Annotated in this window: 22 protein-coding genes; 11 read left to right on the top strand and 11 right to left on the bottom strand. The window is 61.7% G+C overall.

From position 1 onward, the window contains the following. Window positions 1–33: 33 nt before the first annotated feature. From ggt to HV782_RS18220, 3 genes are all read left to right on the top strand, one after another. Window positions 34–1,761 (top strand): gamma-glutamyltransferase, encoded by a 1,728-nt coding sequence (ggt, locus tag HV782_RS18230; RefSeq protein WP_186744347.1) that lies wholly within the window; start codon window positions 34–36, stop codon window positions 1,759–1,761. Window positions 1,762–1,828: 67 nt separating this feature from the next. Next, window positions 1,829–2,362, top strand: a complete 534-nt coding sequence (locus tag HV782_RS18225; RefSeq protein ID WP_123462521.1) for a cysteine hydrolase family protein — start codon at window positions 1,829–1,831, stop codon at window positions 2,360–2,362. A gap of 100 nt (window positions 2,363–2,462) precedes the next feature. Beyond that, window positions 2,463–3,482, top strand: coding sequence for a lysozyme inhibitor LprI family protein (locus tag HV782_RS18220; RefSeq protein ID WP_128614202.1), 1,020 nt, complete (start codon window positions 2,463–2,465; stop codon window positions 3,480–3,482). Between the two features lie 21 nt (window positions 3,483–3,503). On the opposite strand, the gene HV782_RS18215 is transcribed toward HV782_RS18220, so the two are convergent. After that, entirely contained in the window at window positions 3,504–4,148 is a 645-nt protein-coding gene (locus tag HV782_RS18215) for a TetR/AcrR family transcriptional regulator (RefSeq protein ID WP_186744346.1), read from the bottom strand. 143 nt (window positions 4,149–4,291) lie between these two features. Between HV782_RS18215 and HV782_RS18210 the strand changes: the two genes are divergently transcribed. Then, window positions 4,292–4,750, top strand: coding sequence for a GNAT family N-acetyltransferase (locus tag HV782_RS18210; RefSeq protein ID WP_186744345.1), 459 nt, complete (start codon window positions 4,292–4,294; stop codon window positions 4,748–4,750). Here HV782_RS18210 and HV782_RS18205 read toward each other — a convergent pair. After that, the gene (locus HV782_RS18205) at window positions 4,741–5,049 is read right to left on the bottom strand and encodes a DUF7693 family protein (protein WP_123462529.1); all 309 of its coding nucleotides are present in this window, start codon (window positions 5,047–5,049) and stop codon (window positions 4,741–4,743) included. The two genes, HV782_RS18210 and HV782_RS18205, sit on opposite strands and share 10 nt — an antisense overlap. A gap of 159 nt (window positions 5,050–5,208) precedes the next feature. Here HV782_RS18205 and HV782_RS18200 point away from each other — a divergent pair, with 159 nt between their 5' ends. Further along, window positions 5,209–6,654, top strand: coding sequence for a SulP family inorganic anion transporter (locus HV782_RS18200; RefSeq protein WP_123462531.1), 1,446 nt, complete (start codon window positions 5,209–5,211; stop codon window positions 6,652–6,654). A gap of 108 nt (window positions 6,655–6,762) precedes the next feature. Here HV782_RS18200 and HV782_RS18195 read toward each other — a convergent pair whose 3' ends face one another. Beyond that, window positions 6,763–7,278, bottom strand: coding sequence for a carboxymuconolactone decarboxylase family protein (locus HV782_RS18195; protein ID WP_128614197.1), 516 nt, complete (start codon window positions 7,276–7,278; stop codon window positions 6,763–6,765). A gap of 189 nt (window positions 7,279–7,467) precedes the next feature. Here HV782_RS18195 and HV782_RS18190 point away from each other — a divergent pair, with 189 nt between their 5' ends. Beyond that, window positions 7,468–8,283, top strand: coding sequence for an AraC family transcriptional regulator (locus tag HV782_RS18190; RefSeq protein WP_186744343.1), 816 nt, complete (start codon window positions 7,468–7,470; stop codon window positions 8,281–8,283). A 2-nt stretch (window positions 8,284–8,285) separates the two neighbouring features. Here HV782_RS18190 and HV782_RS18185 read toward each other — a convergent pair whose 3' ends face one another. Next, on the bottom strand, window positions 8,286–9,179 hold the full coding sequence (locus HV782_RS18185; RefSeq protein ID WP_186744341.1) for a DMT family transporter: 894 nt from the start codon (window positions 9,177–9,179) through the stop codon (window positions 8,286–8,288). Between the two features lie 91 nt (window positions 9,180–9,270). Between HV782_RS18185 and HV782_RS18180 the strand changes: the two genes are divergently transcribed. Both HV782_RS18180 and HV782_RS18175 read left to right on the top strand, forming a co-directional pair. Continuing rightward, window positions 9,271–10,602: an aminotransferase-like domain-containing protein gene (locus tag HV782_RS18180; RefSeq protein WP_186744339.1), complete on the top strand. Its 1,332-nt coding sequence runs from the start codon at window positions 9,271–9,273 to the stop codon at window positions 10,600–10,602. A 159-nt stretch (window positions 10,603–10,761) separates the two neighbouring features. Continuing rightward, window positions 10,762–11,148, top strand: coding sequence for a c-type cytochrome (locus HV782_RS18175; protein WP_123462539.1), 387 nt, complete (start codon window positions 10,762–10,764; stop codon window positions 11,146–11,148). Window positions 11,149–11,233: 85 nt separating this feature from the next. Here the strand turns inward: HV782_RS18175 and HV782_RS18170 are convergent, their stop codons facing one another. The 3 genes from HV782_RS18170 to HV782_RS18160 all read right to left on the bottom strand — a co-directional run bounded on the left by HV782_RS18170 (window position 11,234) and on the right by HV782_RS18160 (window position 14,332). Continuing rightward, on the bottom strand, window positions 11,234–12,904 hold the full coding sequence (locus HV782_RS18170; protein ID WP_186744337.1) for a sensor domain-containing diguanylate cyclase: 1,671 nt from the start codon (window positions 12,902–12,904) through the stop codon (window positions 11,234–11,236). A gap of 157 nt (window positions 12,905–13,061) precedes the next feature. Next, window positions 13,062–13,580: a phage infection protein gene (locus tag HV782_RS18165; RefSeq protein ID WP_217890324.1), complete on the bottom strand. Its 519-nt coding sequence runs from the start codon at window positions 13,578–13,580 to the stop codon at window positions 13,062–13,064. 176 nt (window positions 13,581–13,756) lie between these two features. Then, window positions 13,757–14,332 (bottom strand): chorismate mutase, encoded by a 576-nt coding sequence (locus HV782_RS18160; RefSeq protein ID WP_186744326.1) that lies wholly within the window; start codon window positions 14,330–14,332, stop codon window positions 13,757–13,759. Between the two features lie 110 nt (window positions 14,333–14,442). Between HV782_RS18160 and HV782_RS18155 the strand changes: the two genes are divergently transcribed. Further along, window positions 14,443–15,801 carry an MATE family efflux transporter gene (locus HV782_RS18155; RefSeq protein ID WP_186744324.1) on the top strand — a complete coding sequence of 453 codons (1,359 nt, stop codon included), beginning with the start codon at window positions 14,443–14,445 and terminating at the stop codon, window positions 15,799–15,801. 107 nt (window positions 15,802–15,908) lie between these two features. Beyond that, a complete protein-coding gene (locus HV782_RS18150) occupies window positions 15,909–16,466 on the top strand; it encodes a YceI family protein (RefSeq protein ID WP_186744322.1) in 558 nt (185 codons plus the stop codon). A gap of 15 nt (window positions 16,467–16,481) precedes the next feature. Here the strand turns inward: HV782_RS18150 and HV782_RS18145 are convergent, their stop codons facing one another. The 3 genes from HV782_RS18145 to HV782_RS18135 form a co-directional block, all read right to left on the bottom strand. Beyond that, window positions 16,482–16,694, bottom strand: coding sequence for a YXWGXW repeat-containing protein (locus tag HV782_RS18145; RefSeq protein WP_123462545.1), 213 nt, complete (start codon window positions 16,692–16,694; stop codon window positions 16,482–16,484). A 42-nt stretch (window positions 16,695–16,736) separates the two neighbouring features. Next, the gene (locus tag HV782_RS18140; RefSeq protein WP_186744319.1) at window positions 16,737–17,060 is read right to left on the bottom strand and encodes a YXWGXW repeat-containing protein; all 324 of its coding nucleotides are present in this window, start codon (window positions 17,058–17,060) and stop codon (window positions 16,737–16,739) included. A gap of 182 nt (window positions 17,061–17,242) precedes the next feature. Beyond that, window positions 17,243–17,728, bottom strand: coding sequence for a DUF3592 domain-containing protein (locus HV782_RS18135; protein WP_128613684.1), 486 nt, complete (start codon window positions 17,726–17,728; stop codon window positions 17,243–17,245). Between the two features lie 151 nt (window positions 17,729–17,879). Here HV782_RS18135 and HV782_RS18130 point away from each other — a divergent pair, with 151 nt between their 5' ends. Then, on the top strand, window positions 17,880–18,566 hold the full coding sequence (locus HV782_RS18130; protein ID WP_186744317.1) for a GNAT family N-acetyltransferase: 687 nt from the start codon (window positions 17,880–17,882) through the stop codon (window positions 18,564–18,566). 275 nt (window positions 18,567–18,841) lie between these two features. Here HV782_RS18130 and HV782_RS18125 read toward each other — a convergent pair whose 3' ends face one another. After that, on the bottom strand, window positions 18,842–19,960 hold the full coding sequence (locus HV782_RS18125; RefSeq protein ID WP_186744315.1) for a DmpA family aminopeptidase: 1,119 nt from the start codon (window positions 19,958–19,960) through the stop codon (window positions 18,842–18,844). Window positions 19,961–19,984 lie beyond the last annotated feature (24 nt).

Raw genomic sequence — 19,984 nt, 5'->3', positions numbered from 1 at the left:
CACAGCCCCTAAAACAAAAAAAGAGATCGACTCATGAAGTACGAACCTTTGGCCAAATCGCTGATCGCGACCTCACTGGCACTCAGTTGCCTTATGGCTCACGCCGCCTCGGTGGCACCGGTTGCCGCTGAGAACGGTATGGTCGTCACGGCGCAACATCTGGCCACGCATGTCGGTGTCGATGTACTGAAAAGCGGCGGTAACGCGGTAGATGCGGCGGTTGCCGTCGGTTATGCGCTGGCGGTGGTTTATCCCGCGGCGGGCAACCTCGGTGGCGGCGGTTTCATGACGATTCAACTGGCGGACGGGCGCAAGACCTTCCTCGATTTCCGTGAAAAAGCCCCGCTGGCGGCGACCGCCAATATGTACCTCGACAAGGACGGCAACGTCGTGCCCGATCTGAGCACCCGAGGCCACTTGGCGGTCGGCGTGCCGGGCACCGTTTCGGGCATGGAACTGGCGCTGAGCAAATACGGCACCAAGCCGCGCAAGGAAATGATCGCTCCGGCCATCAAACTGGCCGAAGACGGGTTTGAACTGCAGCAGGGCGACGTCGAACTGCTGGAGTACGCCACCGACGTGTTCAAGAAGGACATGCGCGATTCCGGCTCGATTTTCCTGCACAACGGCGAACCGATGCAGGTCGGGCAGAAACTGGTGCAGAAGGATCTGGGCAAAACCCTGCGCACCATTTCCGAGAAGGGCGCCGACGGTTTCTATAAAGGCTGGGTGGCCGACGCGATTGTCACGTCCAGTCAGGCCAACAAGGGCATCATCACTCAGGCCGACCTCGACAAATACAAGACCCGGGAACTGGCCCCGGTGGAATGCGATTACCGTGGCTACCACGTGGTGTCGGCGCCACCACCGAGTTCCGGCGGCGTGGTGATCTGCCAGATCATGAATATCCTCGAAGGTTATCCGATGAAGGATCTGGGCTTTCACTCGGCCCAGGGCATGCACTACCAGATCGAAGCGATGCGCCACGCTTACGTGGATCGCAACAGCTACCTCGGCGACCCGGATTTCGTGAAGAACCCGCTCGAACATCTGCTCGACAAGAACTACGCGACCAAACTGCGCAACGCGATCCAGCCGCAGAAGGCCGGTGTTTCGGCGGAGCTGAAGCCTGGCGTGGCCCCTCATGAAGGCAGCAACACCACTCACTATTCGATCGTCGACAAGTGGGGCAACGCGGTGTCGGTCACTTACACCCTCAATGACTGGTTCGGCGCCGGCGTGATGGCGAGCAAGACCGGGGTGATCCTCAACGATGAAATGGACGACTTCACCTCCAAGGTCGGCGTGCCGAACATGTATGGTCTGGTGCAGGGCGAGGCCAATGCCATCGCTCCCGGCAAGGCGCCGCTGTCCTCGATGAGCCCGACCATCGTCACCAAGGACGGCAAAGTGGTCATGGTGGTCGGCACGCCGGGCGGCAGCCGGATCATCACCGCGACCTTGCTGACCATGCTCAACGTCATCGACTACGGCATGGGCCTGCAGGAAGCGGTCGACGCGCCGCGCTTCCACCAGCAATGGATGCCGGAGGAAACCAACCTCGAAGACTTCGCGGCCAGTCCGGATACGAAGAAAATCCTCGAGAGCTGGGGCCACAAGTTCGCCGGCCCGCAGGATGCCAACCATATCGCGGCGATTCTGGTCGGTGCGCCTTCGCTGGGCGGCAAACCGGTAGGGAAGAACCGCTTCTACGGCGCCAACGATCCACGGCGCAATACCGGCTTGTCACTGGGTTACTGAGCGGCGTAAAAAAGGGGGCGGACGGCGTTCCGCCCCCGTCTCAAGGATTGATCAAGGAAGGCTCATCATGACCACCGCATTACTGATCATCGATGTTCAGCGGGCTCTCTGCTCGGGCCAATACCAGTGCCACGACATTCACCGCGTGATCGACACGATCAACGCCCTCGGCGCACGTGCGCGCAAGGCCGGCGTGCCGGTCGTGCTGATCCAGCATGAGGAAAAGGACAGCCCGTTGGCCTACGGTGCCGAGGGCTGGCAACTGGCCGAAGGACTGGCAACGTCCGCCAGCGATCTGCGGGTACGCAAGACTGCCCCGGATTCGTTTTATCAGACCGAACTGCGCAAACTGCTGCCCAGTGAAGATTTCGAGCAACTGGTGATCTGCGGTCTGCAGACCGACTACTGCGTCAACGCCACCGTGCGTCAGGCGCATCAACTGGGTTACGACGTGGTGCTCGTTTCCGATGGCCATTCCACCCTCGACAACGGCAACATGAGCGCCGAGGACATCATCGCCGAGCACAACAAGGATCTGGCGCACCTGACCGGCTCCGTGGCGCGGATCGATGTCAAACCGGCTGCTGAAATCAGGTTCTGACCGACACATCCAATTCCCCTGTGGGAGCAGGCCTGCTCCCCCAGGATTTCTGTCAGCGTCACTGGCATACTGCGCGCCGTCTGAAGAATGGAATCTACCGATGTTCGCGCTCAAGCTCCGTCACCTCCTGATGCTCTCAGCGTTCGCTGTTGCCCCCGGCGTCCACGCCAGCAGTTTCGATTGCGCCAGTGCCGGCACCCCGACTGAAAAAACCATTTGTGCCGATCCGGATCTCTCCAATCTTGACCAGAGACTGGGTTCGGCATGGCAGTCCGCTGTGGCAAAGGTCGCCGACCCGAAAGCCCTGAAAGCGGATCAGCGAGGATGGCTCAAGCAACGTAATCAATGTAACGAACAGGTCCCCTGTTTACGCCGGCAGTACCTGATGCGGCTCACGGCCCTTGAATACATGGTCAAGCCGTTTTCCTGGAATAGCACCTGGCAGCTCATTCCCTGGGGTGTTTCAGAAGGGGCAGAGCTGAAAACACAGCGCAAGGGGGCCTCACAGATCACCTTCGATATTTCAGCGGCGAACGGCAGTCATTCGGGTGAACTGGAGGGGGTCGCCACTGTGGAGGGTACGCAGGCCCGTTACGCAGAAGGAGACTGCGTTTTGACGTTCACGGCGCTCAATGGACTCATGGACGTGACACAGACTGGCGATGCTTCCGACTGCGGTGCCGGGATGGGTGTTTACTACGGCGGTCGGTATGTGGCATCGAAGCAAACGGTCGCGGTGGGTTATGACTTGCTCACACTGGGCGTGGTACAGACTCGACGAGAGAACGAGATCGTGCACACGCTTCTCGGCGGCGACTATCAGGTGCTTCTGCAAAACTGTGGCATTACACAGACAGGTGATGCCTCTGTCGATGTACCCAACGGTGAAGTCAGCAAATACTGGGTCCGGGGGCTGCCATCGAGCAATGCAGCGATTGTGATGCGTGCACCGGATGAGCGTATCTGGCTGGTGGTGTTGGTATTTGACCAGCAGGGTAAATCCCGTGCGCGCTACTACACCAACGTTGCCGAGTGGAAAGGGCGTTTGCCTGACGCCTTGCGGGCCTGGCACAGGGATCTGGGGGGTGAATTGGTTCTGCCTCTGGACTTCATGCCCTGACCGGGTTGCGCGGCTGCCTCTTCAAGTCGCAAACAAAACCCCACGAATCTCCCCCGTCCGCGGCGGCATCATCACGCCTTCCAGCACCATCCGCGTGATCGTCAGCGCTGCCGTCTGGTAGTCCTCATCTTGCGGCTCGGGTCGGCCAGTGATGCAACCCATCTGCCAGCCAATATTGGTGTATGTGCGCGTCGCCGACCAGATGAACAGCATCAAATGCTCCGGATCCACCGGGGCCAGCAAACCGCGCTCGATCCAGCTGCGCAAACACTCAACATTGCGTCGCGCCTCAGCGTGCAAGAGGTCGCGGCACTCAGCGGGCAGTTGGCGACCACCCAGCAGCAATTCGCTGCTGAACACCTTGGCAGCCGCCGGATGTTCACGGGCGATGCGAATTCTGGCGGCGACGTAGGCACGCAGGCCAATCAGCGGGTCATCGCTTTCACGCAACACCGCCGAGGCTTCCAGCAGTGGCTCGACAAAACCCAGCAGCACTTTGCAGTACAGGTTTTCCTTGGTCTGGAAGTAGTAATACAGGTTGGCCTTGGGCACCCCGGCGCGGGCCGCGATGTCACGGGTCTGGGTCGCGTCGAAGCCGTTGGCGGCGAATGCCTCGCTGGCGGCGGCCAGAATCGACTGTTCGTTGCGAACGCGGATGGCGCTCATGGATACACGGTAAGAATGGACGGCATGGGAAGGTTCTGACGAAATCGGTTTCGCAATATACAAAACTATATAGCGATGAAGCCAGCGCACTCGACACGCAGCGCTATGCTGGTTCGAACATTCAAACGAAGGGGGAAGGGCAAATGACCATCAAGGCGCGGCGAGCGGACGCAACACATCTGGATGCGGTGGCACCGTTGTTCGACGCCTACCGGGGGTTTTATCAGCAACCGGCGAACCTGGCGCAATCGCGGGCGTTTCTCGCCGAACGCCTGGCTAACGACGAATCGGTGATCTTTTTCGCAGAGGATGACAGCGGCGAAGCGCTCGGTTTTGTGCAGTTGTACCCGACGTTTTCCTCCATTGATGCTCACCGCACCTGGCTGCTCAGCGATCTGTTTACCACGCCTGCCGCTCGTGGCCGCGGCGTGGGCCGACTGCTGATGAACAGCGCCCGCGACTTTGCCCTGCAAACCGGCGCCAAGGGCCTGGTATTGGAAACCGCCACCGATAACCTCACCGCGCAGAGCTTGTACGAATCGCTGGGTTATGTGCGTGACACCGGTTACTACACCTACCTGCTGGATTTGCGTCAGGCTTGAGTGCAGGCCTTCAGCAACCGCTCGATCTGCGCCAATTCCCAGGTACTGAGCAAACTCACAGGATCAGTGCCGTAGCGCTGCCAGGTATCGAGCGCACCTTCCTGGCCATCGGCACTGCGGGCGTATTCACAGTGATGTAACTGCGCGTCTGCAAAATCCAGCAGCAGTCGCCAGCCTTCGATATCGACTGCAATCAGTGCGGATTCGCCTGGCGCTGCGCACACTTCAACTGTCAGTACGCCCAGTGCGGCTTCACGCAGACGCTGGCTCACTTCGCGGGCAGTCAGAAAACACGGCATGTTCTGCACTCATTCAAAGCACGAGCGCGCAGCATAAAGGTCAGGTTGATCAGTGTCAGCGTTCACTGGCCCGCGGCGGAACAATTCCGTAACATCCGCAACCCTCTTTTTCCGCGAACACCCGCGGCCGTGCTCATCGGCCGCCCAGTCAGGTAAACCATGAAACCGATTCGTCTGCGCGCCGATGTCCTGGCCGGACTCACCACCTCGTTTGCCCTGTTGCCCGAATGCATTGCGTTTGCGCTGGTGGCTCACCTCAACCCGCTGATGGGCCTGTATGGCGCGTTCATCATTTGTACGCTGACCGCTTTGTTTGGCGGCCGGCCGGGCATGGTCTCCGGTGCAGCGGGTTCGATGGCGGTGGTCATCGTCGCGCTGGTGGTGCAACACGGCGTGCAATACCTGCTGGCGACAGTGTTGCTCGGCGGCCTGATCATGATGGCGTTCGGGCTGCTGCGTCTGGGTAAGCTGGTGCGCATGGTGCCGCACCCGGTGATGCTCGGTTTCGTCAACGGTCTGGCGATCATCATTGCGCTGGCGCAACTGGAGCATTTCAAGAACGGTGAAGCCTGGCTCAGCGGCACGCCGTTGTACCTGATGACCGGGCTGGTGCTGTTGACCATGGCCATCGTCTATCTCCTGCCGCGCCTGACCCGCGCGGTGCCGCCGGCCCTGGTGGCGATCCTCGGCGTCGGCCTGCTGGTCTACCTGTTTGGCCTGCCGACCCGCACTTTGGGCGACATGGCACACATCGCCGGTGGCCTGCCGACTTTCGCGCTGCCGGACATTGCATGGAATCTCGAAACCCTGCGCATCATCGCGCCATACGCAATCCTGATGGCGCTGGTCGGGTTGCTGGAAACCCTGCTGACCCTCAACCTCACCGATGAAATCACCGAGACCCGGGGCTATCCGGATCGCGAATGCGTGGCGCTGGGCGCGGCGAACATGGTCAGCGGCGCATTCGGCGGCATGGGCGGTTGCGCGATGATTGGCCAGACGGTGATCAACCTCAGTTCCGGCGGGCGCGGGCGTCTGTCGGGTGTGGTGGCGGGTGTGTTGATTCTGTTGTTTATCCTGTTTCTGTCGCCGCTGATCGAGCGTATTCCGCTGGCGGCGCTGGTAGGGGTGATGTTCGTGGTGTCGCAGCAGACCTTCGCCTGGGCCTCGTTGCGGGTGCTGAATAAAGTGCCGCTCAACGATGTGCTGGTGATCATTGCGGTGACGACCATCACCGTGTTCACCGATCTGGCCACGGCGGTGCTGTGCGGCATCATCATCGCCGCGCTCAATTTCGCCTGGCAGCAGGCTCGCGAGTTGTACGCCGATGAACATCTGGAGGCCGATGGCAGCAAACTCTATCGCCTGCATGGCACGTTGTTTTTTGCCTCGACCACGCCGTTCCTCAATCAATTCGATCCGGCCAACGACCCGGCGAAGGTGACGCTGGATTGCCGGCATTTGAGCTTCGTCGATTATTCAGCGATCGCGGCGCTGAAAACCTTGCGCGAGCGCTACGCCAAGGCGGGCAAGGAATTGCAGGTGTTTCACCTCTCCGAGCGCTGCAAGAAACTGCTCAAGCGTGCCGGCGTCGAGCACCACTGATCCTGTATGGGAGCGGGCTTGCTCGCGAAGGCGTCGTGTCATTCAACGCTGAAGTTGAGTGATCCATCGCCTTCGCGGGCAAGCCCACTCCCACATTGGTTTTTGCGTTTAAGCGATGGCCGGAAAGTCGATGTCGGTCAGCGCGGTGTTGTTCAGATAGTTGGTCAGGGTCTGCACGGCCACCAGCGCGATCACTTCTATGATCTTCACGTCGTTGATGCCGGCAGCGCGTGCGGCGGCGATCTGTTCGTCGTTCAAGTGGCCGCGGCTCTCGGTCAACTGCCGGGCGAGCGTGGCGTAGGCGTTGAGTTCACCCTGACGCGCGGCGACGATGTCTTCGGCCGACAGCCCGGCCTTGCCGGCAAACAGCGTGTGTGCTGCCAGGCAATAGTCGCATCCGTTGACCTGTGACGTGGCGAGGTACACCGCTTCCTTTTCCTTGGCGCTGAGCGAGGTTTTGCCGAGGATCGCCGAGGCTTGCACGTAGGTTTCCAGCGCCACCGGCGCCTGGGCCAGGGTGGCGAACAGATTCGGCAGGAAACCGATCTTCTTTTTCACGCCTTCCAGTACCGGGCGAGTGGCGTCAGTGGCGGTGTCGAGGCTGATAGCGTTGATGCGGCTCATGGTGATTCTCCGAAAATCCGCGGCGAAGTGCAGCGGGGATGGAGGCCATGTTAGGCAGCGCAACTGGCGCCTTGGCGGCAAATCGTCGAGGATATGCGGCAGATCGTCCAGAATTGCCGGCCAAGCGCCTTCGCGACACGGCGTCAGCGGTGCAACCCAAAAAGCAGCAGATTTGCGTCGGAGTCGCCCATGGATCGCCTTTCCACCTTGCTCAGCCATTTCGGCGTAAACGCCGGGACCTTTCACAGCGGCACGTTTTGCGGCCTCAGCGTGCATGCCGACGAACCGTGTGGCCATGTGCACCTGTTGCAAGCGGGCGAGTTGCTGCTCAAACCCGGCAACGCGCGCGAAATCAGACTCGATGAGCCCTCGCTGATTTTCTTTCCCGGCCCCTTTGCCCATCGGATGTTCGCCGACGAGGCCATGAACCCCCGGATCGTCTGCGCGACGCTGACATTTGACGGCGGTTCCGGTAATGCCCTGGCGGCAGCCTTGCCGGATTATCTGGTGCTCAAACTCACGGAGATACCGGAGCTGGGCAGCACGCTGGAGTGGTTGTTCAAGGAGGCTTTCGAAGCGCACTGCGGGCGGGTGGCAGTGATGGACCGGTTGTTCGAATTGCTGGTGATTCTGTTGTTGCGCCACCTTATCGAGCGTCGTGAACAGCAGCCGGGCATGATGGCCGGGCTGGCCGATCCACGGCTGTCACGTGCACTGAATCTGATCCACGAACAACCGGAAAAACCGTGGAGCGTGGCCGAACTTGCCGCCGCCGCCAACCTGTCCCGCGCAGGATTTGCCGAACACTTTCGCCGCGTCGTCGGGCAGCCACCGGCGGACTATCTGCTGAGCTGGCGAGTCAGTCTGGCGCAAAAACGTCTGCGCGAAGGCAAGCCGATTGCGTTGATTGCCGAAGAAGTCGGCTATGAAAGTCCGTCGGCGCTGGCCCGGGCGTTTCGACGCAAGACCGGGCTCAGTCCTCGAGCGTGGAAGGCAGCCAACTGAGGTCATTTGGCGAATTTCTTCGCTCCGACCACGCATGAAATCACGCCCAGCGTCACTGCCAGCATGCCGAGGCTGACGTGTTCATGCAGCAGCGTCGCGGCCAGGGCCAGGCCGAAAAACGGTTGCAGCAACTGCAACTGACCGACTGCCGCGATCCCGCCCTGAGCCAGGCCGCGATACCAGAAAACGAAGCCGATCAACATGCTGAACAACGCGACGTAGGCCAGGCAAAGCCACGCTGACAGACTAATGTCGCGGAACGAGGCGGGCGCCAGCCACAGACTCAGCAGCGCCATCACCGGCAGCGCCAACACCAGGGCCCAGCAGATCACCTGCCAGCCACCGAGGCTTCGCGACAGTTTTGCGCCTTCGGCGTAACCGAGGCCGCAGGCCAGAATGGCGGCGAGCATCAGCAGGTCGCCGGTGGGCGAAGCGGTCAGCCCCTGGGCCAGGGCGAATCCGACCACCAGCGCACTGCCAAGTATCGAGAAGATCCAGAACACCGGTCGTGGCCGTTCACCGCCGCGCAACACGCCGAAAATCGCGGTGGCCAGCGGCAGTAGTCCGACGAACACAATCGAATGCGCCGAGGTCACGTGTTGCAAGGCCAACGCGGTCAGCAACGGAAAACCGAGCACCACGCCGAGCGCGACAATCAACAGCGACCACCACTGCTCGCGCGCCGGACGTGGTTCGCGAAACAGCCACAACAGCGCCACCGCACACAACCCGGCAATGGCTGCGCGTGCCACGGTGAGAAACACCGGATCGAATTCCAGCACGGCCAGACGCGTGGCCGGCAATGAGCCGCTGAAGATCACCACGCCGATAAAGCCGTTGATCCAGCCGCTGGTTTTGTCCAGGGTCGGGTGGGGCAGATTCGAGGTTTGTTCCATACGCCTTCATGCTCGGAGAGGGGGTTGTGTTTCGGTCATGCTAGGGCCGAGAATCAGCACAATCAAAGAATTGTCATGGATACATCCAGCGATGCCGCGATCCCGCTACAAGACACTGGTCGACGCTTACGCCGGCGACATCCGCGCCGGGCGTCTGGCGCCGGGCACACGATTGCCGACCCACCGGGAACTGGCGGCCAGCGCCGGGCTGGCGCTGGCCACCGCGTCGCGGGTGTACGCCGAGCTGGAGGCGATGGGGCTGGTCAGCGGCGAAACCGGGCGCGGCACTTTTGTGCGGGAGACCTCGTTGGCGCCGGGGCAGGGCATTGATCAGAAAGACGTGGCGGTCGGCATGATCGACCTCAATTTCAACTACCCGTCGTTGCCCGGTCAGGCCGACCTGTTGCGCACGGCGCTGCGCCAGTTGGCACTGTCCGGCGACCTTGAAGCGCTGTTGCGTTATCAGCCCCACGCCGGTCGCCAGCACGAACGCGCTTCGGTGGCGCGCCATCTGACGGCGCGCGGGGTCAACGTCGACGCCGCGCAAGTGTTGATCGTCAATGGCGCTCAGCAAGGGCTGACGGTGACGCTAATGGCGTTGCTCAAGCCCGGCGATGTCATCGCGGCCGACGCGCTGACCTATTCCGGTTTCAAAGTGCTGGCCGAAGCGTTGCATCTGGAGGTGGTGGCGATCCCGTGTGGCGAGCACGGGCCGGATCTGTCGGCACTCGACGCGCTGTGCCGCCAGCGTCCGGTGCGCGCGGTGTACAGCATGCCGACGCTGCACAATCCACTGGGTTGGGTGATGCCGATCGAGCAGCGCGAGCAACTGGTCATGCTTGCCCGCCAACATGACCTGATCCTGATCGAAGACGCGGCCTACGCCTTTCTGGTGGACAACCCGCCACGGACCTTGATCGACATGGCACCGGAGCGCACGGTGTACGTGTCCGGGCTGTCAAAGAACATTGCGACCGGTCTGCGCGTCGGTTTTATTGCGGCGCCCGACACGAGGGTGCCGGCACTGGAGCGGATTATCCGCGCCACCACTTGGAACACCCCCGGGGTGATGACCGCGATGGCATGCGGCTGGCTCGATGACGGCACCGTCACGCTGCTCGAGGCGCAAAAGCGTCACGATGCCAGGGCGCGTCAGGCGCTGGCCACCGAGTTGTTGACAGGACTGCGCTGCATTGGCCATCCGTCCTCTTACTTCCTGTGGCTACCGCTGCCGGAAGACGTGCGCGCCGATCAGATCGTCGTGGCGTTGATGCACGAACAGATTTCGGTCACCACGGCGGAGCCGTTTTCGGTGTCGGCGCAGGTGCCCCACGCGATTCGGCTGGCGTTGGGGTCGGTGGACATGGACGTCCTGCGTCAAGCGTTAATCACCGTCAGAAAGGTCATCGGCGCGTACCTGTAAGCTTTCGCTGGCGAGAAAACCGTGGCGAGGGAGCTTGTTCCCGCAGGACTGCGCAGCAGTCCTGTGTTTGCGGCCGCTTCGCCACCCGGTGGAAGCAAGCTCGCTCGCCACAAAATGTTAGCCTTGGCGCACTTGCACGACACTGCTTTGGATCGTTTGATGAAAAACAGCGCTTTCCTGTCCCTGACCTTGATCCTTGCCGCAGGCCTTTTCGGCACCACCGCGCACGCCGCCGGTGACCCGGAGGCTGGCGCCAGGATCTTCCCGCGCCTGTGCGGCGGCTGCCATCAGGTCGGCGAATCCGCCCGGCCGGGCTTCGGTCCGCAACTCAACGGCATCATTGGCCGCAAGGCCGGGACCTCGGCGAACTACGTTTATTCCGACGCGATGAAAAATGCCGGCCTGACTTGGGACCGCGACACGCTGACGGCGTACCTGAAAGATCCGAAAGGCGTGGTGCCTGGCACGCGGATGATTTTCTGGGGGCTGAGCGACCAGGAAAAACTCGACAACCTGCTGGCCTACCTCCAGACCTTCGCGCAATAAGGGCCGGCGCTTGATTTCTGATCGCCGCCACGCTTGGCGTGGGAGTGCCTCACGGACTGCGTACCCCCGTAGCGCGTGGGTACGATCAGAGAGGCGAGGTGCTGATCGCGTGATGCGCCACTCGGTTGCGTCCCGCCGCTTTCGCCTGGTACAGCTGTTGATCGGCGCGTTTGATCAGGGCAGTGGGGCTGTTGTCCGCCGGGTCCGCCAGGCCCACGCCGATGCTCACCGTGACGTGTTCGACCACCGGGAAGTGCGTGTCGGCAATCGCCGCGCGGATTTTCTCGGCGACCACTTCCGGGGTGTCGGGCTGAGCGATTTCCGGCAACAGGACAGCGAACTCTTCACCGCCGTAACGGGCGACGAAATCGGTGGTGCGCAGGCTGGCGCCGATCAATTGGGCCAATTGCCTGAGCACGTCATCGCCCACCGCATGGCCGTGGGTATCGTTGATGCGTTTGAAATGGTCGGCGTCGATCAACAGCAGCGCAAACGGGCGCCCGGTGCGGCGCGACAGCAGCGTGTATTCGGTGAGTTTTTCGTCGAAGCGGCGACGGTTGTAGGCGCCGGTCAGCGCGTCGTGGGTCGCCAGACTCAGCAGCTCGGCGTTGGCCTGGCGCAGATCGGCCGTGCGCTGCGCCACGATGGCTTCCAGCGATGCATTGGCCTCCTGCAGTTCGCGTTCCTTGCCGAGCAGCGACTGCGTCATTGCATCGATCGACTGGCCAAGCTGGGCGATTTCCCGCACCGGGTGCTGCAACGGAAAGTGCGCACCGGGCTGGTTGTCCTGTACCTGTTTGGCCGAACGCGCCAACTGTTCGATCGGACGACTCAGGTACAGCGCCAGATAATAGGCCACCACGCCAAACAGTACGGCAGCGACCACCCCCAGCAAGAGCAATTTATACAGCAGCATATGCGCCGGTTGCAGCGCGGTTTCCAGGGGCTGGCGCACGGCAATCGACCACGACAGTGCACTGCTCGACGGTGTTGGCACTTTGACCATACTGGTCAGGTAGCCATCGCCCACCGACCAGCCCGGCGCGCGTGAATCACTCGTCGACAATCGCTGGCCCATCAAGGCTTCGGGGTAGAGCACTTTGCCGTCGTGATCGATGATCAGCGCTTCGATGTCCGGTGCCGAGTTCTTGTGGGAGAACGCCGCCGATTCGACAATGCGCGTCACCCAGTTCCAGTGCGCGTGCGCGCCCAGCACACCAATCACCTGATCGTCGGCGTTACGGATCGGCGCCGCGAAATCGATGAAACGCAACGGTTCGCCGCTGGGCGACCCCGGCAGCAATTTGGCCAGCAGTACCGCTTCATGAGGGTCGCCGGTGTATTCGCCGCGCATTCCGGCCTGAAACCACGGCCGTTGTTGCACCGATTGGCCGACCAGCAAGCCGTTCACCGCTTGATGCACGTTGCCTTGGGCATCGGTCACACCCATCCACGCATATTCGGCACGGGCCTGAGTGCGCAGTTGCAACGATTTGAGAATGGCCGGGTTGTCCAGATCACCGCGTTCCAGATGCGGTGCCCGGCTGAGCAGATACACCTCCAGCTGCCGCTCGCGCAGTTGTTCACCCAGCAACGACGCGGCCGAACGTGCCGTATTGAGCAGCGCGCTGCCACTGGCCTGCTTCATCTGCTCGGTGGCGATATGGCCCACATAAAAGCCCACGCTCAATAACGTCAGCAGGGACAAACCGGTAAACCAGAGAGTGAGATGGCTACGCAGACTGGCTTTGAGCATGGGCGGTGTCTGTCTTCATTGGAGTGGCGCCATGGTATGCGACATCGACGATCAGCTGCCAGCGAAGCGGTTCACGAACCAGGACGAAACCGCCGACAGGAAAAAGCCCGGCTGATCAGGCCGGGCTTTAAATGGGGACAGCGGCAGTGCTTTGGGCTCAAGCGTTGCGGCTTTCGATCAGACGATCCGAACCGCCTTCGGCAACGCGGCGTTCGAGCAGACGATCAGAGCCACCTTCGGCAACGCGTCGTTCGAGCAGACGATCCGAACCACCTTCGGCAACGCGGCGTTCGAGCAGACGATCGGAGCCGCCTTCGGCAACGCGGCGTTCGAGCAGACGATCAGAGCCGCTTTCGGCAACGCGGCGTTCGAGCAGACGATCGGAGCCGCCTTCGGCAACGCGGCGTTCGAGCAGACGATCAGAGCCGCTTTCGGCAACGCGGCGTTCGAGCAGACGATCGGAGCCACCTTCGGCAACACGGCGTTCGAGCAGACGATCAGAGCCACCTTCGGCAACACGGCGTTCGAGCAGACGATCAGAGCCACCTTCAGCCACACGGCTTTCAATCAACTTGTCCGAGCCGCCTTCGGCGATCAGGGTGTGCGCCGGGGTTGCGGCGAAAGCGTTAACTGCAAAAACCGAGAAAGCGATGCTGAGAAGGGTCTGGCGTTTCATGATCGTGTGCTCCGGGGTGTTTTGGGTTGGTATGGAGCGGATGTTACGCCGCAGAATTTTTATGAGAACTTCATTGCCGTGATGGTAAACATCGACGGCAATGATGCTCCCCCAAACCCCACACCAACCACTTGTAGGTGCTGGCGCCGGCTGCGATCTTTTGATCCTGACGTCGCTCAGCGTGAGTTCCCGGCCCGAACACACAACTCCCCGGTAGCCCTGATCAACGCCAGCTCATGCAGCGCATCCCGCGCCAGCCCCTTGCGCGCCTCCATCACCCAGGCTGGACAATCCGCAGCCTGGCGATACGGCGCAAACGCTGCATATTGCTGCAACAGCCGGCTCTGCAACTCATCCAGTCGCGGGCGGATCTGCTGGCCCAGATCCGGCCGCGGTGTGTCCGGCGCCGCCCCGGCCGCCTGCCATTGCGCGAGCAAGCCGTACTGCACCAGCTTGTTGGCTTCCATCTGCGCCGCGAGCAACTGTGCAACTTCTTCAGGATCCAGCTTGCGTTCAATGGCCAGCGCGCGGGCGTTGGCAATGACCTGCGCTTCACGCGGGCTGTCCTGAATCGGCTTGCCGCTGTCCCATTTGGTCAGCGCCACCTGATCGCCGATGTTCAGGCGTTCGTTCAGGGTCATCAACAAGGGTTTCAACGACTCGGGCGCTGCGGCTGAGGCGGCGTGGGCGGTGCCGGCGAACAGAGCCAGCAAGGCACAGGAGAGCAGGCGTGACGGCGGGAGCATGGGCATGGCCTCGATTGAAATATAAACACGGGGCTCAAATGTTAATTGCACCCCGCTTGCAAGTCACCGAAGCTATCCTGCATCAGTCTTCCCGTGTCGAGATGGACCTCCAGTCAATGCAAACCCCCAGCGCCATCAAACCTCTCTGGCAAACCTACTTGCTGTTTCTGGCGCCGATGGTGTTGTCCAATTTCCTGCAATCGATGTCCGGCACCGTCAACAGCATCTACATCGGCCAGATGCTCGGCACGCAGGCCTTGGCGGCGGTGTCGGGGATGTTCCCCATCGTGTTCTTTTTCATTGCCCTGGTGATCGGCCTCGGTGCCGGCGCCGGTGTACTGATCGGTCAGGCATGGGGCGCGCGTGAGCCGCACATGGTCAAGGCGATTGCCGGGGCGACGCTGCTGTTGGGGGTATTGATCGGTCTGGTCGCGGCGGTACTCGGCAGCGTTTTTGCGCGGCAGGCGTTGGCCGGGTTGGGCACGCCGGCGGATGTGCTCGACGATGCGGTGGCGTATGCCCACGTGATGATGTGGATTCTGCCGTCGATGCTGGTGTTCGTGTTGTTCACACAGTTGCTGCGCGGGGTCAGCGATACGCTGTCGCCGTTGCTGGCGTTGATGGTGTCGACCTGCGTCGGGCTGGCGCTGACGCCAGCGCTGATACGGGGCTGGTTCGGCTTGCCGCAGATGGGCATTCAGAGCGCGGCCTATGCGGGACTGGCGGGTAACCTGTCGGCGATGACGTGGCTGGCGTGGCGCCTGATTCGCAAGGGGCATCCGCTGGCGCCGGATCGCGAGTTCTTCGCCGCGTTGCGCCTGGACGCGGCAATTCTCGGCAAGGTCCTGCGCATCGGTCTGCCGACCGGTGTGCAGATGATCGTGCTGTCGTTGTCCGAGCTGGTGATTCTGGCGCTGGTCAACCAGCATGGTTCACAGGCGACGGCGGCCTATGGCGCGGTGACCCAGATCGTCAACTACGTGCAGTTCCCGGCGTTGTCGATTGCGATCACCGCGTCGATCCTCGGCGCCCAGGCCATCGGGGCCGGACGGCTGGAACGCATGGGGCCGATCCTGCGCACCGGGCTGCTGATCAACGTGTGCCTGACCGGCGGATTGATTGTGCTGGGCTATTTGCTGTCGCACTGGTTGCTGGGTCTGTTCCTGACCGAGGACAGCACCCGCGCCATGGCCGAACATCTTCTGCACATCATGTTGTGGAGCCTGCTGGTGTTTGGCTTCCAGGCGATCATCGGCGGGATCATGCGTGCCAGCGGTACGGTGCTGGTGCCTGTGGCGATCGCAATCATCTGCGTGGTCGGTGTGCAGTTGCCGGCGGCGTACTGGCTGGACGGGCAATATGGTTTGCAGGGCGTGTGGATGGCGTTCCCGGTCGCGTATCTGGGCATGCTGGTGCTGCAGACCCTGTATTACAAGCTGGTCTGGCAGCATCAGAAGATCGAACGCCTGGTTTGAATACAGCCAAATGCAGAAGCTGCCGCAGGGGCGTGGGTGGTGTAACCGGCCGATGTTTACTTAAGTCAATCGAGCCCCCGACGACAACGCGCTGCCCGGAGAATCCCATGTTGATTCGTTTGTTGCTGGTTGCCGCGTTGTTCCTGTGCGCCATTCCCGCCGTGCAGGCGGTGGAATACACCCGGGTCAACACCGCCGCCAGCCAGATCAGTTTCACGTACAACCAGATGGGGTCGCGGATGTACGGCACGTTCGGCAAATTCGACGCGACGCTGAAGCTCGACACCGACAACCTCGCCAACGCCCAGACCACCTTGCACATTGACCTCACCAGCATCGACGCCGGCAGTGAAGATGCCAATACCGAACTGGTGAAACCGGCATGGTTCGATACTGCGAAATTCCCCGTGGCGGTGTTCGAGTCCAGCCAATTCACTCGGGTTTCCGCAAACCACTACCTGATCGCCGGCCGTCTCACCCTCAAGGGCATCACCCGTGATGTGAAGGTGCCGGTGGAACTGAAACCGGACAGTGACATCGGCATTTTCGACGGTGAACTGTTGCTCGACCGCGACAGGTTCGGCTTGGGTGCGGGGGAGTGGGCGGACACTGTGGTGTCCAGGGAAATTGCCATCAAGTTCCGAGTGGTGGCGCCACAACAGTGACGCCACCTGCCCGGTTCAATAGGCGCGCCAGTGCCCCGGCACCCAGCGCCACTCATTACCGCCCCAGCGATAATGGCCTGCGACCCAGTGATAGCCCGGTGCAGGCATCACCGGCACCACTTCCACCGGTGGCGGTGGCCGGTGCGGACGCGCCGGTGCAATCACGCAACCGGACAGGGTGATCGCCACCAGCGTAGCGGCGAGGAGCGATTTAACGGTGTTTGACATGGTGAAGTTCCCGATAGATAAGGTGTACAGCGTGTCGGGCGATCAACGCACCCAATGCCCTTCAATCCAGACCCAGTTAGGCCCGCGAGCCTGCCAGTGCCCCGGTTTCCAGCGCGCGCCGTAGCGCACCGGTTGCCAGTGACCGGGCACCCAGACATAACCGCGTCCTTGCCAGCGCCAATGGCCCTGATCCCAGACATAACCGGGACGCGCGCCCGGCATCACTTCCATGCGCATCGGCGGCGGTGCTTGCTGAACGATCACCACCGGTTGCGCGAACACCGGCGTGCTGGCCAGCGCGGCCAGGGTGAGCGGCACCAGCAGCAGGGTTTTTCGCCATTTGGACAGGGAACGCAAAACGCTCATGACAACTCCTCAAGGCCTGCGTGGAAAAGTGAACGCAGTTGAGGAATTGGACGCCGAATCGGCAAAAGATCCTGTGCGCGGCAGATGAAATTTTATTCAGAGAGGAGGGCGGCGCGAGGCTGACAGCGTGGCGCGCCAGCAAGGTATGTCGCACGCGCCGAGGCCGGGAGGTGAACCTGGGTTCAATAGAACCGGTCTTGTTCTTTCATCGCCTGAATCTGCCAGAACGTCCTGCCCGAGATCAGCAGAAACAGCAGGGCGAGCAACACACCACCGGTCATGATGTAGAACCCGGTCTTGTAGCTTTGCAGCTGGCTGGCGATGCAGCTTTTGTCAGGCATCCAGCGCGAAACCAGCAGCGGGATGGGGCCATCGACTTCGTACTGGGTGTGTTCGGCGTAGCGCTCGTCGGCATGCTGCCCTTCATGAACCTGGCCTTGCTCATCGGCATAGCGATAGTGGATGACCTTGCCATTTTTGTTCATCGGGATGTTTTCCAGCTGCGTGACAGTGCCGCGGGTGTCCACGCCGTTGAGATTCAACACGCCATACAGGATGCCCTGATTGCGGGCCATACCGGCCAGAAGCAAGACCACGCAGCAGGCGACGGTCAACATGACGATGCGGTTATAGAGGTGATCCTTGGCAGCTTCGCGCGGGTAATACATGGCCCGATCCTTGGTCTTGGCGGAGAGAGAGGTCGTTACATCGGCCCGCGCAAAGGGATCTTTAGGCGGTAGCCGGTCGCGTCACGGTATGATGTCGCGGTTCGTCGACCGCCGCGGTTGTCGGCGACGCTTTTTACCGTCGGAGTTCGCCATGCCACGCATCACCCATTACAAAACCCCATGCCCGGAAAGCGTCAACAGCCAGATCCTGCAGATGGTCGTCGACTACTTGACCGACATCAGCGCGGTCGGACTCGGCCCGAGCAACCTGCTTTACAACGTTTATCAGTACGTGGTCGGTTATGAGGTGCATTTGTATCTGGAAGCGTTGAACGGCGAGAAGGGCACCGAGGTGGAGTTGCTCGTGGCGACCGATGACGATGACCCGCAACAGCTGATCGGTTTTCTGCTGTACCTGCCGGTGCAGGGCGATTGGGAAGCCTGCAGCGTGGCGTACATGGCCGTGCGTGAAGGGCATCGGCGCCAAGGGGTGGCACGGGCGATGATCGCTGAAATGGTCGGGCGTTACCCTCACGCCGAACTGGCCTGTAGCGTCGGCAAAGTCCCGTATTTCGAGGCGCTGGGTTTTGACGTGATCGGGCAGCGCGAGACACAGGTGCTGATGAGCACCCGGCATTACCGCAGCAACGGTCTGCGCGGTTTTATCGACACCACGCCGATCTACCGGTCACTGGAAGTGCAGCAGATTCACACCTATCTGCTGCAGAAGAACGGCGAGCGCGCCATGCTCGATGCGGAGAAACAACGCGACCGGCATCTGGATCAAGTCACCCGCCACACCGAAACATTCGTGCGCCAGCGCCTCACCGTGCACTGATTGCGTACCCGGCCAATTCGCGCAGACAAAAAAAGAGCCTCAAAGCTCTTTGATGGGGAGGAAGTAGAGCCCGTGAGGCTCAAGATGCGCATGAAGCCAGGCACGGGCTTGATTTGGGGTTCAGAGCACCCGCGCCTACGCAGCGCTGGATGAGCCAAGTCACTGCGTCATTCCATTCTGTGAGCGTGGCAGGGCGGGCTCAAGTACCGCCAGTCGTGCGGATTGCGGCGCGAGACAGCGCCGCGGTGGCGCCGCTCCTACAGGCAACAGTGATGTTAGCGGGCGCCTGGCCAGCCTGCTTGGGCGAGGGCGGCGAGCAGGGTCTCGGCATCCAGTCCCGGCACCGAGTGGCCGTTGCCGTCGGTGCTGTCGCTGGCGAGCAGGGCGTTGATGATCGCTTCCTCTACCGCTTCGGTCGCCGCCAGAAACAGCTCGCTGATGTGGTCGTTATTGACCATGCGCAACCCGTCGCAGGTCGGCGCGCCTTTGCCTTCGTAGGCGGCGGGTGGCACCTGAGCGTTACCGGTGGCGAAGGCGATGAAAATGTCGCCGCTGTGGTCTTCATTACCACCGCCGGTCCGCGCCAGGCCAAGGCTGGCACGCTGTGCCAGACGCGTGCATTGATGCGGCAACAACGGTGCATCGGTGGCCAGGCAGACGACGATCGAACCCATGCCCGGATGCGGCAGCGAGGCACGCAAAAACGGCGAGTCCTTTTGCTCCATGTAACGCCCGACCGGATAACCATCGACCCGCAGCTCACTGCGAATGCCGTGGTTGGCTTGGACGATGGCGCCCACGGTCCAGCCGCCCTGGGCAGCGCTCAAACACCGCGATGCGGTGCCGATGCCACCCTTGAATTCATGGCAGATCATGCCACTGCCACCCCCCACGGCGCCTTCTTCGACCGGGCCGTCCACCGCACTGTTCATTGCTTCGGCAACATGCTCGGGCTGCACGTGGAAACCGTTGATGTCATTGAGCAAGCCATCGAAGGTTTCCAGCACCACCGGCATGTTCCAGTAGAGCCGGCCGTCATCCGGTTGTTGCTGACGATCCAGGGCAATCATCGCATCACGCACCACACCGAGGCTGTGGGTGTTGGTGAAGGCGATCGGGCTGGTCAGCAGGCCGGCCTCGCGAATCCATTCCAGCCCCGTGGCATCGCCGTTGCCGTTGAGCACATGCACACCGGCGAAACACGGCTGCTGGTTGGTTGACCCCGGACGCGGTTCGATCAGCGTGACGCCGGTGCAGATGTCCCGGCCGGCGCTGCTGCGCCCGCGCACATTGCTGTGGCCGACGCGGATGCCGGGCACGTCGGTGATGGCGTTGAGCGGGCCGGGCGGTAACTGGCCGATGCGGATATTGAGGTCGCGGGCACGAGGTTTCATTGAGGTTGGTCTCTCTATAAAAAG

The sequence above is a fragment of the Pseudomonas monsensis genome (genome assembly GCF_014268495.2).
GTDB classification, from domain to species: Bacteria; Pseudomonadota; Gammaproteobacteria; order Pseudomonadales; family Pseudomonadaceae; genus Aquipseudomonas; species Aquipseudomonas monsensis.
This window is presented reverse-complemented; position numbering and strand designations above follow the sequence as displayed.